The sequence below is a fragment of the Afipia felis ATCC 53690 genome (assembly GCF_000314735.2).
GTDB classification, from domain to species: domain Bacteria; phylum Pseudomonadota; class Alphaproteobacteria; order Rhizobiales; family Xanthobacteraceae; genus Afipia; species Afipia felis.
Genome location: NZ_KB375270.1, coordinates 3855345 through 3870027 on the forward strand (window position 1 = coordinate 3855345; position 14683 = coordinate 3870027).

Genomic DNA, 14683 nt, shown 5'->3' on the forward strand with positions numbered 1-14683 from the left:
TCAGGCCCGCTTCTTGGCGCGCATCAGATCGGCGAAGCGCGTGAAGAGGTAATGCGAGTCGCGCGGGCCGGGCGAGGCTTCCGGATGGTACTGCACCGAGAACACCGGCTTGTCGTTCAGCGCGATACCGCAATTGGAATCGTCGAACAGCGAAAAGTGAGTCTGCTCGACGTTCTTCGGCAGCGTGGTCTTGTCCACCGCGAAGCCGTGATTCATCGAGGTGATCTCGACCTTGCCGGTGGTGACGTCCTTCACCGGGTGGTTCGCGCCGTGATGGCCCTGATGCATCTTCACGGTCTTGCCGCCGAGCGCGAGGCCGAGCATCTGGTGGCCGAGGCAGATGCCGAAGGTCGGCACGCCCGAGTCGACGATCTTCTTGATGACCGGCACGGCATATTCGCCGGTCGCCGCCGGATCGCCGGGGCCGTTGGACAGGAACACGCCGTCGGGCTTCATCGCCAGAATGTCTTCGGCCGGCGTCTTTGCGGTGACGACGGTGACTTTGCAGCCTTCGCCCGCGAGCAGGCGCAGGATGTTGCGCTTGATGCCGTAGTCGATCGCGACGACATGGAATTCCGGCTTGTCCTGACGGCCGAAACCTTCGCCCCATTTCCAGTCAGTCTCGTCCCAGTCGAAACGCTGCGCGCTCGTCACCATCGGCACGAGGTCCATGCCCTCGAGCCCCGGCCATGCGGCGGCTTCCTTCCTCAGCGCGGCGAGATCGAAAGTGCCATTCTTGCTGTGGGCGATCACCGCGTTGGGCATGCCCTTCTCGCGGATCAATGCGGTCAGCGCGCGGGTGTCGATGCCCGCGAGGCCGATGATGCCGCGTGCGGAGAGCCAATTATCGAGATGGCGGGTCGAGCGGTAGTTCGACGGATCGGTGATCGAGGCGCGCAGGATCGCGCCGCGCGCACCCGGCGTTGCCGCCATGTTCACCGTCTCGATGTCCTCGTCATTGGCGCCGACATTGCCGATGTGCGGGAAGGTGAAGGTGATGAGCTGCCCGGCATAGGAGGGATCGGTGAGGATTTCCTCGTAGCCGGTCATCGCGGTGTTGAAGCAGACCTCGCCGACGGCGGAGCCTTCAGCGCCGAGGCCGAAGCCCTCCAGCACGGTCCCATCGGCGAGCACGAGCAGCGCGGTCGGTTTTTTGTCCGGCCAGGCGGGGGAATTGTCATTTGTTGTCATAAGCCCATGACATAGCCCGCACGCTGCGGCGCGTCAAAGGCCAAACGTGCGCTGTCCATGCGCTTTCCTCATGTTTGCCGCCCGCGCTCCGCGCCCCAAGCAGGGGGCGGTTGTGGGACGGCAAAAAACCCCGTAAATCCAACGCGGATTTGACGGCGCCTCCGCGCCTTGAGCAAATATGGGCGCTTTCGCGCCCACGGGAGATTGACCATGCTGCGCGACGACATCGGCAACGCCGTGAAAGAGGCCATGAAGGCCAAGGAGGAGCGCAAGCTCTCCACGCTGCGGATGGTGAATTCGGCGATCAAGAACGCCGATATCGAGGCGCGCGGGCAGGGCAAGCCGCCTCTGTCCGACGAGGACATCCTCGGCCTGTTGCAGAAGATGATCAAGCAGCGCCATGAATCGGTCGAACTGTACGACAAGGGCGGACGCGCGGAGCTGGCCGCGCAGGAACGCGAGGAGATCGCGGTGATCTCCGCCTATCTGCCCAAGCAGATGTCGGACGACGAGATGAAAGCCGCCATCGCCGCCATCATCACGGATACCGGCGCCGCCGGCATGAAGGACATGGGCAAGGTGATCGGCGCGCTGAAAGCCAAGTACGCCGGCCAGATGGATTTCGGCAAGGCGAGCGGGATGGTGAAGGCCGCGCTGACGGGCTAGTTCATTCGCCCGGGATTTTGATACCGAGTTTTTTGAGAGCCGCCAGCATCTGTGTTGGCGGCTCCATTTTGATCTGAAGCGGTTTTCCGGTCTCCAGCAGGCTCTTCATGCTGGAGAGGATCGCCGGCCAGCCGGTGCGCCCGCCGGAGAGAATGTCGTCGCTGATCGGACGGTCGTGAGACTGGGTCAGCGTCAATTTCACGCTCGCGCCAGCCTGTTCGATGTCATAAGTCACGAGCGCGGAGCCGAGCGCCTCGACGATCCCGGGCCAGTTGACGTCCCATGTGATCGTGAGTTTGCGCGGCGGATCGTACTCGAAAACCTTGCCGCTGATGTGTGTCGATCCGTCTGGCGCGCGCACGATGAAGTTGCCGCCGACCTTGCTGTCGAGTTCGACGGCAAAGCCGTGGAAGTACTGACGGCTGAATTCGGCGGACGTCAGCGCCTGCCAAACCTTTTCCGGCGTCGAGGCGATGTAGATCGCGTAGACGATTGCGGGTTTGAAGGCGCTGATATCCATGATGTCCTCACGCATGCTCGAAGGCGAGCGGCTTGCCGGTTTCGAGAATGCTCTTGAGGCTCGAGAGCACGAGCGGCCAGCCGGTCGAGATGCTCGGCAGCGTCTTGCTGTCCGCCGCGAAGCCTTCGTGTGTCACGGTCAACTTGACGCCGTCGTAGGACGGCTCGATGACATAGGTCACGCGCGAGGGCTTCTCTTTCCTCATGTCCTCGTCGAACACGGACTGCCAGCTATAGGCGAGCCTGCGCGGCGGATCGGATTCGAGGATGACGCATTCGTTCTTCACCTCGCCATCCCGGTCCATGTGCATGCGCGAGCCGACCTTCCAGTCGGACGTCAGGCTGCAGCAGTACCAGTATTTCTCGGTGAACGCCTTGTCGGTGAGTGCGTGCCAGAGCTTCTCGGGCGTGGTCTTGATGTAGGTGGTGTAGACGAATTCCGGTTTACTCATCACGCTTCTCCAGTTTTCGTTTCAGTTCGCTGAGGGCTTCGAGTTTTCCGTGCTCGAACTTCCTGATCCATCGTTCGCCGATCTGATGGATCGGCACGGGGTTGAGGTAGTGCAGCTTCTCGCGGCCATGCTTGATGGTGGCGACGAGATTGGCGTCTTCCAGAATCGCGAGATGTTTGGTGACGGCCTGTCGCGTCATGTCGAGGCCGTTGCAAAGCTCAAGCAATGTCTGACCGTTGCGGGCATGAAGCCTGTCGAGCAGCAAGCGCCGCGATGCGTCCGCCAGTGCCTTGAAGACCTCATCCATGCTGAGGATAATAGGCAACCAAATGGTTGCCTGTCAAGAGGCGTGATCTCTCATGCTGTCATCCCGCCGCAGGCGGGGACCCAGCGGGATTTCCGCGAGAACAGGTGGCTGTTGGAACGGGGACGCGGTGCGCGAAGGCGCTCAGAAACAGGAAGAAGAAACTCTGGCTCCCAGCCGGAGCCTGTCATCGGGTCGGCGGAGCCGGACCCGTTAGCGGGGACGGCGCGGGAAAATGCGAAGCGGCGTCCGCGCTGCTTATTTGAACTGCGCGCGGCACGCCGGGGTGAGGCGCTGTTTGTTGGCTTCCATGCAAGCAGTGATACGCCTAACGTTCGGAATGTACTCGCCGCAGAATTTCTTCGCATCCGCGCGGCAGGCGCGGCGCTGTTCAAGGGTGCCGGCCGCGTGCGCGGCGCCGGCGCTCATGAACGCCATCAGAGCGAGAGCGGCAAGGGACCAAATTCTGACTGCTGATAGCTTCATGGAATTCAGCTTTCTCTGTGTGGCCCAGCGTCAGCGTTTCACCATGCCCTGCGCCAGCAGGCGACCCTCGATTTCATGCAGGATACGCGCGAGCCGCTCGGCCCACTCGATCTGGCCGGCTTCTTCCGCAATCAGATCCTGCCGGATCTCGATTCCGGAATTGATCAGTCCTCTCCGCTCGCCATGCACGGGGATTGTGTAGTCGGTGGCGTCATTCACCGCGTAAGGCTCGTTGTCGCCGACCAGGAAATGGCCCTCGGCACGCAGCAGCTTGAGCAATAGCGGCGGCAGGCCGTTGCCGTTCTGGTAGAGCGTGCCGACATGCCAGGGCCGCGCGACGCCGGCATAGAGCGGTGTGAACGAATGCAGTGATATCAGAATGGTCGGGTGTTTTTTTTCGGCGCAGCGGTCGAGCACCTGCGCGATGCGCGCGTGATAGGGCGTGAAGATCTCGCGTCTGCGCGCGGTGATCTCGTCAAAATTCAGGCCGTCATTACCGGGAATATGCGTGGCCTCGCTGATGAGCGGGATCGAGCCCGGACTCTCGAATGGCCGGTTGCAATCGATGACCAGCCGCGAATATCGCTGTGCGATCAGATGTGCGCCGGTGGCCTCTGCCAGCCGCCGCGCGACACCGGCGATGCCGACGTCCCATGCGATGTGCCGCTCCAGATCGCTCTCCGTGAGGCCGAGACGGCCGAGACGCTCCGGAATGCGTCTGCCGTAATGATCGCAGGTGAGAAGAAAGGGAGATGTGCTTTCCGCGTTGTCTTCGCGCACGGGCGAGACTTCATCGGTATCGAGCAGGAGGGGTGAGACAGGTGAGTGCATGGGTCCCTCGTCAATCGCGCCGGGATAGTTCCCCCAGAAACAGTATAAGCGTGATTGCGGGAAAGCATAGACCGATCATTGCGACGCTGGCGTGGCCGCCATGGCTCACCGCCCAGCCGCTCAGGGCAGAGCCGATCGCGCCGCCGAGGAAGAACAGCGCGATGTAGAGGGCGTTGACGCGGCTGCGGATGTCCGCGCCGAGTCCGTAGATGGTGCGTTGCCCAACGAGCATATTCATCTGCACGCCTGCATCGAGAATGATGCCCGCGAAAACCCATAATGTGAGCGAATGGCCGCTAACCCAGACCAGCCCGAAGCCGATTGCGACCGCGACGATGGCGGCGAATGTCAGCGCATCGCCATGCCCCTTGTCGGCCAGGCGGCCCGCGACCGGTGCGATGAAGGCCCCGGCGGCGCCGCTCAGCAGGAAAAGCGATAGCATTGTATGGCTCAGCGAAAACGGCGGCTGCAGCAGAATCAGCGGCGCGGCCGTCCAGAACAACGAGAACGCGCCGTACATCATGCCCTGATAGGCGGTCCGCCGCTGCAGCTCCGGCGTGTCACGCAAGAGCGACCACATCGAGCCGAGCAATTTTCCGTAATTGAGCGTGTGCTCCGGCCGCCGTCGCGGCAACGTGATCGCGAGCATCGCCACGACACCGAGCATCGCCACCGCCGAGGCGAGATAGACGCCGCGCCAGCCGATGAAGCCCGAGACCAGCGTCGAGACCGGACGTGCCAGCAGGATGCCGAACAACAGCCCGCTCATCACCGTGCCGACGATCTGGCCGCGCTTGTGTTCGGGCGCGAGGTGAGCGGCGACCGGCAGCACCATCTGCGTGGCGGTCGCGGTGATACCGAGCAGCAGCGAGGCTGCGATGAAAACGGATGCCGTCGGCGCGAACGACGACAGAGCGAGGCTCGCAATCACCGCGCCTAGCGCCGTGAGAATGAGCGTCTTGTTTTCGAGCAGGTCGCCGAGCGGCGCGAGAAAGATCAGGCCGATCACGTAGCCGATCTGGATCATCGTCACGATCAGGCCGGATGCGGAAATATCGAGGTGAAAGGCCTCGCTGATCGGGCCGATCAGGGGCTGCGCGTAATAGAGATTGGCGACCGTGACGCCGCAGGCGATGGCAAATGACAGGATGATCCAGAATCCGGGATCGCTCGTTTCCGAGGTCGTCTTCATCAACAGCTTTCAGAGCGGCAGGACGGGACGCGCTCGATAAGCCATTGGAACAATTGATGCCAGTGAAATGCCTGTGAATAGCGGCGACAAAGGCAGCGGCTTACCCCCGGTTTTGGGAAAAGCCGTCCGCGTCCTATATTGATGGTCGGCTGACAGGACTCCATTCAAATCCATGCGCTTCACGCCCCAATTTCTCGACGATCTGCGCGCGCGGCTTCCGGTGTCGGAAGTCGTGGGCAAGCGCGTGAAGTTGAAGCGGGCGGGTAAGGAGTGGAAAGGGCTGTCGCCCTTTCATCAGGAGAAAACGCCGTCCTTCACGGTCAATGACCAGAAGGGTTTTTATCACGACTTCTCGAGCGGCAAGCACGGCAACATCTTCGACTTCGTGATGGAGACCGAAGGCGTCGGCTTCGTCGAGGCGGTGGAGCGCCTCGCCTCGATGGCGGGCATGGCGCTGCCTGCGGTGACGCCCGATGCTGCGCGCCACGAACAGCGCCGCCGCACGCTGTATGACGTGATGGATCTCGCCGCGAAGTTCTTCGCGGAAACTTTAGCCTCGCGCACCGGCGCGAAGGCGCGCGGCTATCTCGCGGACCGTTCGATCTCGCCTGCGACGCAGTTGCAGTTCCGCATGGGCTACGCGCCCGGCGAGCGCTTCGCGCTGAAGGAGCATCTTGGTTCGCAGGGCGTCAGTGCCGAGGACATGATCGAGGCCGGATTGCTGATCGCGGGCGATGACATTCCGGTGCCGTACGATCGCTTCCGTGATCGCGTGATGTTTCCGATCACCGATGCGCGCAACCGCATCATCGCGTTCGGGGGGCGTGCGCTCGAGAAGGATGTGCCCGCGAAGTATCTGAACTCGCCGGAGACGCCGCTCTTCCACAAGGGCGACAATCTCTACAATCAGGCGATGGCGCGGCAGGCTGCGCATGACGGCTCGCAGGTTGTCGTCGCCGAAGGTTATGTCGATGTCATCGCGCTGGTCGGCACGGGATTCGCCGCCGCGGTCGCACCGCTCGGCACCGCGCTAACCGAAAACCAGCTCACGTTGTTGTGGAAGATGGCCGACGAGCCGTTGTTGTGTTTCGACGGCGACGGCGCGGGCCAACGCGCGGCGTTTCGCGCGGCCGACCTCGCGCTGCCGCACCTCAAGCCCGGCAAGAGTCTTCGTTTCGCGATGATGCCGGAAGGGCAGGACCCCGACGATCTCGCGCGCAATGGCGGCCGCGCCGCGATCGACGAAGTGTTCGCAGGCGCGCGGCCGCTCGCCGACATGATCTGGACGCGCGCGACCGAGGGCGGACAGTTCGCGACGCCGGAGCGCCGCGCAGCGCTGGAGGCGCAGCTTCAGAACCTCACCAACGGCATCCAGGACGAGACCGTGCGGCGCTACTACCGGCAGGATTTTGCTGAGCGGTTGCGCCGGATGTTCGCACCCGAGGGAAGCGCACCGGGCGGCTACGGTGGGGCGCGGGGTGGCTTCCGGAGCGAATCACCGCGGCGTTTTCCGGGCCGGGGCGGCTTCGGGGCCGGTTCCGCCGGGCGGCCGGGCAGCCGGGCCAATCTATCCACAGCCGCGCTGGGCCGGGGGCCGTATCAGGCCGCGAGCCCGCAACTGGCGAATTCGCCGTTGATGCGCGGCCAGCGTGGCGCGCTCTCGCGCCGCGAGGCGCTGATCCTGCAGTCGCTCGTCAACCACCCCTGGCTGCTGCACGACCATCTCGAGGAGATCGCGGGTCTCGAACTTGCCCACCCGGATGCTGTGAAATTGCGCGCCGGCATTATCGCGGCGTTTGCCAATTATGGCACGACCGACGATTCGGAGGCCGAGCGCGACCGGATCGCCGCGTGGCTGGAAAAGAACAATTATTCAGAGCAAATTCAAAGGGTTGAGAAAGCGCTCACCACCAAGGATGTGTGGGGAACGCAGGCTGGCGCTGCGCGCGAGGATGTTTTGTCGACCTGGCAGCAACTCGTTGCCTTGCATCGGCAATCCCACGCCCTACTTAGGGAATTGAAGGATGCCGAACAGGCGCTCGGACATGACAACACTGAGGCGAACATCGCCTGGTTGCGGGATGTCAAAGCGAGGCTTGCGGCGGCGGACGGGACCGAGGCGCTGATTGAAGGCTTCGGGGAGTCCTCGGGGCGGTTCCGCGCCTGACAGGACAGGGATTCGGCGGCACGGGCTTCCGATTTGTGCGAAAATGACTCGCCAAAACGAGGATTTACCCGCAAATACAGGGTTAATCGAAGCTTAACGGCCTGTAGGCCAAAACGGCGGCTGAATCGTAGGACAGGTCAAAGGGTGGCGTAGGGTGCGCGCCGCCTTTTCCGTGTCAGACCGTTGACCTGATCGGCGCGGGCCTCACGCCCGGCGCGATCAACAAATTCGAATTCCGCGCAGGGCGCAAGCCTCGCGTGCGGCGTGCGTTTCAGGAGCGACAAGTATGGCCATCAAGGCGAAGACGGCAGCAGTCAAGGACAAGGAAAAAGAACAGAAGGCCGCCGAGACGCCCGAGAAGGATTCCGCCGACGCGCCGTCGCCTTTGCTCGACCTCTCCGACGCCGCCGTCAAGAAGATGATCAAGCAGGCGAAGAAACGCGGCTTCGTCACCTTCGACCAGCTCAACGAAGTGCTGCCCTCCGACCAGACCTCGCCGGAGCAGATCGAGGACATCATGGCGATGCTCTCGGACATGGGCATCAACGTCTCCGAGGCCGATGACGCCAACGACGAAGACGAAGAGAAGGACGATTCCGACGACGACACCGACAACGAGCTTGTCGAGGTCACCTCCAAGGCCGTCACCGAAACCAAGAAGTCCGAGCCGGGCGAACGTACCGACGACCCGGTGCGCATGTATCTGCGCGAGATGGGCACGGTGGAGCTTCTGTCGCGCGAAGGCGAAATCGCCATCGCCAAGCGCATCGAGGCCGGCCGCGAGGCGATGATCGCCGGGCTGTGCGAAAGCCCGCTGACCTTCCAGGCCATCATCATCTGGCGCGACGAACTCAACGAAGGAAAGATCTTCCTTCGCGACATCATCGATCTTGAAGCGACCTATGCCGGTCCCGAGGGCAAGAACGGCGTGAACCCTGCGATGATCGCAGGCCCGACCGGCCCCGACGGCCAGCCGACCGCGGCCGTCGTCAACGGCGACGGCACCGTGCAGGTGATCGGTCAGCAGCAGGCAGCCCCCGCGCAGACCGCGCCGCAGGCCGCGACCCCGTTCCGCCCGGCGCCCGCCGCCGGCGACGATGCCGCCGCGTCCGACAATGACGGCGACGAGGACGATGAGTTCGAGAACCAGATGTCGCTCGCCGCGATCGAGGCCGAGCTGAAGCCGCGCGTGGTCGAGACCTTCGACAAGATCGCATCCGAGTACAAGAAGCTGCGCCGCCTGCAGGAGCAGGACATCGCCAACCAGCTGCAGAGCGAGTCGCTCTCGCCGTCGCAGGAACGCAAGTACAAGAAGCTGAAGGACGAGATCATCGTCGAGGTGAAGTCGCTGCGCCTCAATCAGGCCCGCATCGATTCCCTCGTCGAGCAGCTTTACGACATCAACAAGCGCCTCGTTTCGTACGAAGGCCGCCTGTTCCGTCTCGGCGATTCACACGGCGTCGGCCGGGAAGACTTCCTCAAGAACTACGTCGGCTCGGAGCTCGATCCGCGCTGGCTCAATCGTGTGTCGAAGCTCGCCGCCAAGGGCTGGAAGAATTTCGTCGCGCACGAGAAGGACAAGATCAAGGACCTGCGCCACGAGATCCAGCAACTCGCAGCATTGACCGGCCTCGAGATCGGCGAATTCCGCAAGATCGTGCTCGGCGTGCAGAAGGGCGAGCGCGAGGCGCGGCAGGCGAAGAAGGAAATGGTGGAGGCGAACCTCCGCCTCGTCATCTCCATCGCCAAGAAATACACCAACCGTGGCCTGCAATTCCTCGACCTCATTCAGGAAGGCAACATCGGCCTGATGAAGGCGGTGGACAAGTTCGAGTATCGCCGCGGCTACAAGTTCTCGACTTACGCGACGTGGTGGATTCGTCAGGCCATCACCCGCTCGATCGCCGACCAGGCGCGCACCATCCGCATTCCGGTGCATATGATCGAGACGATCAACAAGATCGTGCGCACCTCGCGTCAGATGCTGAACGAGATCGGCCGCGAGCCGACGCCGGAAGAGCTCGCCGAAAAGCTCGGCATGCCGCTGGAGAAGGTGCGCAAGGTTCTCAAGATCGCCAAGGAGCCGCTGTCGCTCGAGACCCCGGTGGGCGACGAGGAAGATTCGCACCTCGGCGATTTCATCGAGGACAAGAACGCGATCCTGCCCATCGATGCGGCGATCCAGTCGAACCTGCGCGAGACCACGACGCGCGTGCTGGCTTCGCTCACGCCGCGCGAGGAGCGCGTGCTGCGCATGCGCTTCGGCATCGGCATGAACACCGACCACACGCTGGAAGAAGTCGGCCAGCAGTTCTCGGTCACGCGCGAACGTATCCGTCAGATCGAGGCGAAGGCGCTGCGCAAGCTCAAGCACCCGAGCCGGTCAAGGAAGCTGCGGAGCTTCCTGGATAACTAAGCGCATACATCATGTGACAAACAAAAAACGGCGGGCCGAAAGGTCCGCCGTTTTGATTTGTGAGTAATTGTAAATCCGTGCGGCTAGCCTGCCGCGCATTTTTTGACGAAACGTCTGCGCTCCAGCAAGTGCAGCTTGCGCTGCTTGGCCTGTGCCTTGCAGGTCTTGACCTTGCGGGCGCGGTGCTGGGCTTTCTCCAGCGCCTGCTGATCAGCATTTTGCCGGCGTGCGGTGCCTGCGCGTTCCTGCGTGGTCAGTTGATCGCGCCGTGCCTTGGCGCTGTCGTTGATGGATTGCGCGAAGCCGATGCTGGTGGACGACACCCCCAGTATCAATGCGCTGCATAGCAACAAAATTCGCGATGACGATTTCATATGAGCCCCCCCAGTACGGCGTGAATCGTACCACGCTTGGCGGGAGCGAGTCTTTGGACCAAAGGTGGGGATGTGACAACAGCACGACCCCACCGTCTATACGCAAAGCGAAGACGTAAAGTTCGTTGCTCGTTTTCGGCGTCGCGCCGGTGCCTACGAGCGAGGCCCTGCAACAATAACTCGAAAAACAAAAAGCCCGGCGCGAAGCCGAGCTTGGTTGTCTGAATTCATCTTGCGATGCGGTCGTCGCGACTAGAACCTATAATTCACGCGGACCAGCCCCATGTCGATGTTCTCACCAATGTGCTCAACGAAATTGTCTGTAGCATCAGCAGGATTAACAACGGTGACGTTCTTCTTGCCCAGGAAGATATGATTCCATTCGACCCCAACCGACCAGTTGCGGGCAAAGCCATATTCGAGACCGACGCCAACCGCGCCACCCCAACGGGTTACACTGCCATTATAATCTCTCGGAGGTGATATCTGGGGGTTGCTGTATTTGAAGCCGACCACTGCCGCGCCGCCCTTAGCGTAGAGCAGCACATTGTCCCAAGCATAGCCGACCTGACCGGTGAAAAGACCAAACGAATCGATGTGAGTTTTGTCGTTGTAGTCAGGGTAGCTCAGATCAATGCTGCTACCCTTGAAATTGGCCCAGTTGCCCTGAGCTTCGAGACCAAAGACCCAGTTCGAAGACTGCCAGCGGTAGCCGAGTTGGCCGCCCACCGTGCCGCCGGTGGCGTTGTGGCATCCACCGGGGTCGCCCTGATAATCCCAGCAGCTATGCGAAGAACCAAAACCGCCGTTAGCGCCAACGTAGAAGCCGCTCCAGTTATAGATCGGGGCGACAATTGGGGCCTTTGTGTAAGGCCGCGCAGCAAGGTCGGCAGCGGAAGCCATCGAAACCATCGCGCATAACGCAACAGAGCTCAAAAATAACTTTTTCATAGAAAGCCCCATCAATTCAATAAATCTAGCTTTCACCTTTAGGGGGACCGTCACAACCACTGCGTAAAGAGAATCACGGAGTGATGCTTTTAAAGCACGCTGCACCGGTCCAGATGTCTGCCGCTCGCTGGCATCAAGGGGGCTCGGCGAAGGAAGACGGTGATCTTCGCGGTTCACTCTGATTTTCTGCTTTTTCGGAAGGCGCTTGACCTTTCTGGATTTAGGTTTATATTCCTATACATCCCGTCTCACTCCCGAGGGGCGGCTCGCGATCGTCACTTGTCGCGGGGCGGGATGCGGTGGTTCGCGCCGCAGCGTTCGATTGTCGCCGATCGACCGCATCGTGAGGCCGGCGCAAATCGGCTGATGGTGCGGACGTGAGGCGTCTGACGGCATCGCTGCGTCCGGATGGCCCAAGTTGCATGATCCTGGCGCGGCAGCCCGCGCCTTCGACTTACGGTGGTGCCAGCACTGGACACCGGGGGTGATGCAAAGCAAGCCATGACCCCACCGCGTGCGGAACGCCGGGTGTGTTCGGCGCTTTCGTGGTGGACTTACTCGTGCGCTTGTTTTCATCGCGCATGAGGCTGCGGATGCGTCACGCATCCGGCGTTCCGTGCGCCCTCGGTTTTGAGGGGAAACGGTTAGAGCTTCGGGCGCGCCCGCGCCGTCACAAGAACAGGGCCGATGTCGCGCACCCCGCGCATCGCTACCCTTTTCGGGCACGGATGGGGCAGGCTCCGCACAGATTACGTCATCCTCCCGCCCCGATTCGCCATGCTATAAAGACATCCGAAATTTCCCGCCCGCCTGTCCCGGCAGCCAAAGAGGTTTTCATGCGCACTTTGTCCCGTACATTTTCTCGCAAATTGTCTCTTCTGGCGCTGTCGCTCGGCCTTTTCGGCGTGGGCTCAGTGTCGTCCGCGTCCGCCGCGCAATGCGGCGGCGATTTCAACGCCTTCATCTCGAGCTTCTCGCGCGAGGCCGTGGCCGCGGGCATTTCGCCGAACGTCGTCAGCCAGGCGTTTGCGGGCGTGACGCTCGATCAGGCCGTGCTGCAGTTCGACCGCCGCCAGCGCTACACCTTCAACAAGACCTTCGAACAGTATGTCTCGACCCGCGTCGGACCCGGCCGTATCAAGACCGGCCGCTTCATGATGCAGAAGAACGCCTCGCTGCTGTCGCGCATCGAGCAGCGCTTCGGCGTGCCGCCGCAGATCATCGTCGCGATCTGGGGTCTGGAAACGGATTTCGGCAAGGGCGACATGGGCAAGCGGCCGGTGATCAAGACGCTCGCGACGCTCGCGCATGATTGCCGCCGCTCCGAGCTGTTTCAGGGCGAACTGCTCGCGGCGCTGAAGATCGTGCAGCGCGGCGATCTGCGGCTCGACGATCTCGTCGGCGCGTTCGCGGGCGAGATCGGGCAGACGCAGTTCCTGCCGTCGAGCTACATTAAGTACGGCGTCGATTTCGACGGCAACGGCCACGTCGACCTGCGCCACAGTGTGCCGGACGTGCTCGCCTCCACCGCGAACCTTCTGCACACCTCGGGCTTCAAGGCGGGCGCCGACTATCACGAGGGCAGCGCCAATTTCGACGCCATGCGCGAGTGGAACAGGGCGGTGATCTATCGCAAGACGATCGCCTATTTCGCCGACAAGCTGGCCGGGCCGTAGGAAGCAGCGCCGCTTCTGCAGGGTTAACGAGGCGCGAACGCGGCTCGTATCTTCATTAATTCAAAACCACGCCAAAAGGTGCTATGGAACAGTGAGGGTCCGTTAAGTTCCCACAGCGCATGTTCCCCGAAAGAAACCGGCGGAACACCCGCACGGGGGCAGGGAATATGCGTCAGGCAGGACACCCACGGCATGATCCGCGCGACAAGACGCGGACGCGCGACAGCTTCGGAGGTTGCGCGTGCTGAACGTCGTCACGCTCTGGCTCGTGTTCGTCGTCAACTTTATCGCGCTCGGCGTGGTGTGGACCTACGTCGCGCGCTCCTATCCAAATTTCGAGGCGGCGCGGTTCTGGGCCGCCGGAGCGCTCGTCGCCTCCGCCGGCGCGGCGTTGTCCGTGCTGCGGATGTATGTCGATCCCGTTGCGCCGCTCTATCTCGGCGCCGTGATGATGATCGCCTCGACGTGCTTCGTCGCGATGGGCGTCGAGCGGTTCTACGGTCTGCCGGTCTCGTGGCGGACACATGTCGCGCTTGTCGGCCTTTGTGCGTTCGGCATCGCGTTCTTCGTCTGGCACGCCAATTCGCCGATGCGGATCATCATCTACTCACTCGGCCAGGCGCTTTCGATCGCGATCTCGGTCATGCTGGTCTGGCGGCATGGCGCGCGCCATCCAGGCGCACGGTTTGCCGGCGTGGTCGGTATCATCCTCTCTGCGGTCGTGATCGCGCGTTGCGCCCTGCGATTGTCCCAGCCACCGGACAATATTTATATGATCCACTTCTCGCCGCTCCAGTCGATCATCGTTCTGGTACTGGTGTTCCTGTCGATCGTATGGAATTTTGGCTTCCTGCTGATGGCTGTTGATCGGCTCCGCGCTGAGGTCGCCGATCTCGCGCTGATCGACGATCTCACGGGCGTCGCCAATCGCCGCCGGCTGCTGACGTCTCTTGCCGAGGAGTGCGCGCGGTCGGATCGCGCGATGCAGCCGTTTTCGGTGCTGCTGATCGATCTCGATGGCTTCAAGGAAATCAACGACAGTCACGGTCATGGGGCAGGCGACGAATGCCTGCGGCAATTCACCCGCATGATCCAGCAACGACTTCGTACCGGCGATCTGCTGGCGCGTCTGGGTGGTGACGAATTTTGCGCCGTGCTGCCTGCGACCGCTTCGCACGAAGCGTCGTGTGTCGCGCGCGATGTGCTCGATCTGTGCGCCTCGGCGCAGGTCTTCTGGAATGGGACGACGGTCAGGTTGTCGGCGTCGATCGGTGTGGCCCAATGGCGGCCGGAGATCGGTCATGATTTCAGTCGATTGATCGGTGCGGCGGACGAAGCGCTCTATGCAGCGAAGCGCGATGGGCGGAGCCGCTATACGGTTTCAGCTCTGTCATCCGAAACCGAAGCCTGGATGCGTCAAAGCGCATAGGTGTTATCCGCGCAAAAGCCCGCGTGAAC

The 14683-nt window shown here is 62.2% G+C and carries 14 protein-coding genes; 5 read left to right on the forward strand and 9 right to left on the reverse strand.

Translation table 11 applies throughout. From position 1 onward, the window contains the following. Nucleotides 1-1191: a glutamine-hydrolyzing carbamoyl-phosphate synthase small subunit gene (gene carA / locus HMPREF9697_RS18410; RefSeq protein WP_002718761.1), complete on the reverse strand. Its 1191-nt coding sequence runs from the start codon at nucleotides 1189-1191 to the stop codon at nucleotides 1-3. Nucleotides 1192-1401: 210 nt separating this feature from the next. Between carA and HMPREF9697_RS18415 the strand changes: the two genes are divergently transcribed. Then, nucleotides 1402-1857 (forward strand): GatB/YqeY domain-containing protein, encoded by a 456-nt coding sequence (locus HMPREF9697_RS18415; protein WP_002718762.1) that lies wholly within the window; start codon nucleotides 1402-1404, stop codon nucleotides 1855-1857. A gap of 1 nt (nucleotide 1858) precedes the next feature. Here the strand turns inward: HMPREF9697_RS18415 and HMPREF9697_RS18420 are convergent, their stop codons facing one another. From HMPREF9697_RS18420 to HMPREF9697_RS18445, 6 genes are all read right to left on the reverse strand, one after another. Continuing rightward, nucleotides 1859-2377 carry an SRPBCC family protein gene (locus HMPREF9697_RS18420; RefSeq protein ID WP_002718763.1) on the reverse strand — a complete coding sequence of 173 codons (519 nt, stop codon included), beginning with the start codon at nucleotides 2375-2377 and terminating at the stop codon, nucleotides 1859-1861. Between the two features lie 7 nt (nucleotides 2378-2384). Next, nucleotides 2385-2828: an SRPBCC family protein gene (locus tag HMPREF9697_RS18425; RefSeq protein ID WP_002718764.1), complete on the reverse strand. Its 444-nt coding sequence runs from the start codon at nucleotides 2826-2828 to the stop codon at nucleotides 2385-2387. Then, entirely contained in the window at nucleotides 2821-3135 is a 315-nt protein-coding gene (locus tag HMPREF9697_RS18430; RefSeq protein ID WP_040308029.1) for an ArsR/SmtB family transcription factor, read from the reverse strand. The genes HMPREF9697_RS18425 and HMPREF9697_RS18430 overlap by 8 nt, the downstream gene beginning before the upstream one ends. A 255-nt stretch (nucleotides 3136-3390) precedes the next feature. Further along, nucleotides 3391-3561 carry a hypothetical protein gene (locus tag HMPREF9697_RS18435; RefSeq protein WP_244597818.1) on the reverse strand — a complete coding sequence of 57 codons (171 nt, stop codon included), beginning with the start codon at nucleotides 3559-3561 and terminating at the stop codon, nucleotides 3391-3393. An 87-nt stretch (nucleotides 3562-3648) separates the two neighbouring features. After that, a complete protein-coding gene (locus HMPREF9697_RS18440; RefSeq protein WP_002718767.1) occupies nucleotides 3649-4449 on the reverse strand; it encodes an N-formylglutamate amidohydrolase in 801 nt (266 codons plus the stop codon). A gap of 10 nt (nucleotides 4450-4459) precedes the next feature. Continuing rightward, the gene (locus tag HMPREF9697_RS18445; RefSeq protein WP_002718768.1) at nucleotides 4460-5641 is read right to left on the reverse strand and encodes an MFS transporter; all 1182 of its coding nucleotides are present in this window, start codon (nucleotides 5639-5641) and stop codon (nucleotides 4460-4462) included. A 172-nt stretch (nucleotides 5642-5813) separates the two neighbouring features. On the opposite strand from HMPREF9697_RS18445, the gene dnaG reads away from it, so the two are divergent. Together dnaG and rpoD are read left to right on the forward strand one after the other, a co-directional pair. Continuing rightward, on the forward strand, nucleotides 5814-7808 hold the full coding sequence (gene dnaG, locus HMPREF9697_RS18450) for a DNA primase (RefSeq protein ID WP_002718769.1): 1995 nt from the start codon (nucleotides 5814-5816) through the stop codon (nucleotides 7806-7808). 286 nt (nucleotides 7809-8094) lie between these two features. Continuing rightward, a complete protein-coding gene (rpoD, locus tag HMPREF9697_RS18455) occupies nucleotides 8095-10224 on the forward strand; it encodes an RNA polymerase sigma factor RpoD (protein ID WP_002718770.1) in 2130 nt (709 codons plus the stop codon). An 83-nt stretch (nucleotides 10225-10307) separates the two neighbouring features. Here the strand turns inward: rpoD and HMPREF9697_RS18460 are convergent, their stop codons facing one another. Beyond that, nucleotides 10308-10547, reverse strand: coding sequence for a hypothetical protein (locus tag HMPREF9697_RS18460; RefSeq protein ID WP_040308030.1), 240 nt, complete (start codon nucleotides 10545-10547; stop codon nucleotides 10308-10310). Between the two features lie 303 nt (nucleotides 10548-10850). Then, nucleotides 10851-11726: an outer membrane protein gene (locus HMPREF9697_RS18465; protein WP_347329647.1), complete on the reverse strand. Its 876-nt coding sequence runs from the start codon at nucleotides 11724-11726 to the stop codon at nucleotides 10851-10853. A 659-nt stretch (nucleotides 11727-12385) separates the two neighbouring features. Here HMPREF9697_RS18465 and HMPREF9697_RS18470 point away from each other — a divergent pair. Beyond that, the gene (locus tag HMPREF9697_RS18470; protein WP_002718773.1) at nucleotides 12386-13225 is read left to right on the forward strand and encodes a lytic murein transglycosylase; all 840 of its coding nucleotides are present in this window, start codon (nucleotides 12386-12388) and stop codon (nucleotides 13223-13225) included. 241 nt (nucleotides 13226-13466) lie between these two features. Beyond that, nucleotides 13467-14654, forward strand: a complete 1188-nt coding sequence (locus HMPREF9697_RS18475; RefSeq protein ID WP_002718774.1) for a GGDEF domain-containing protein — start codon at nucleotides 13467-13469, stop codon at nucleotides 14652-14654. The last annotated feature ends 29 nt before the right edge of the window (nucleotides 14655-14683 follow it).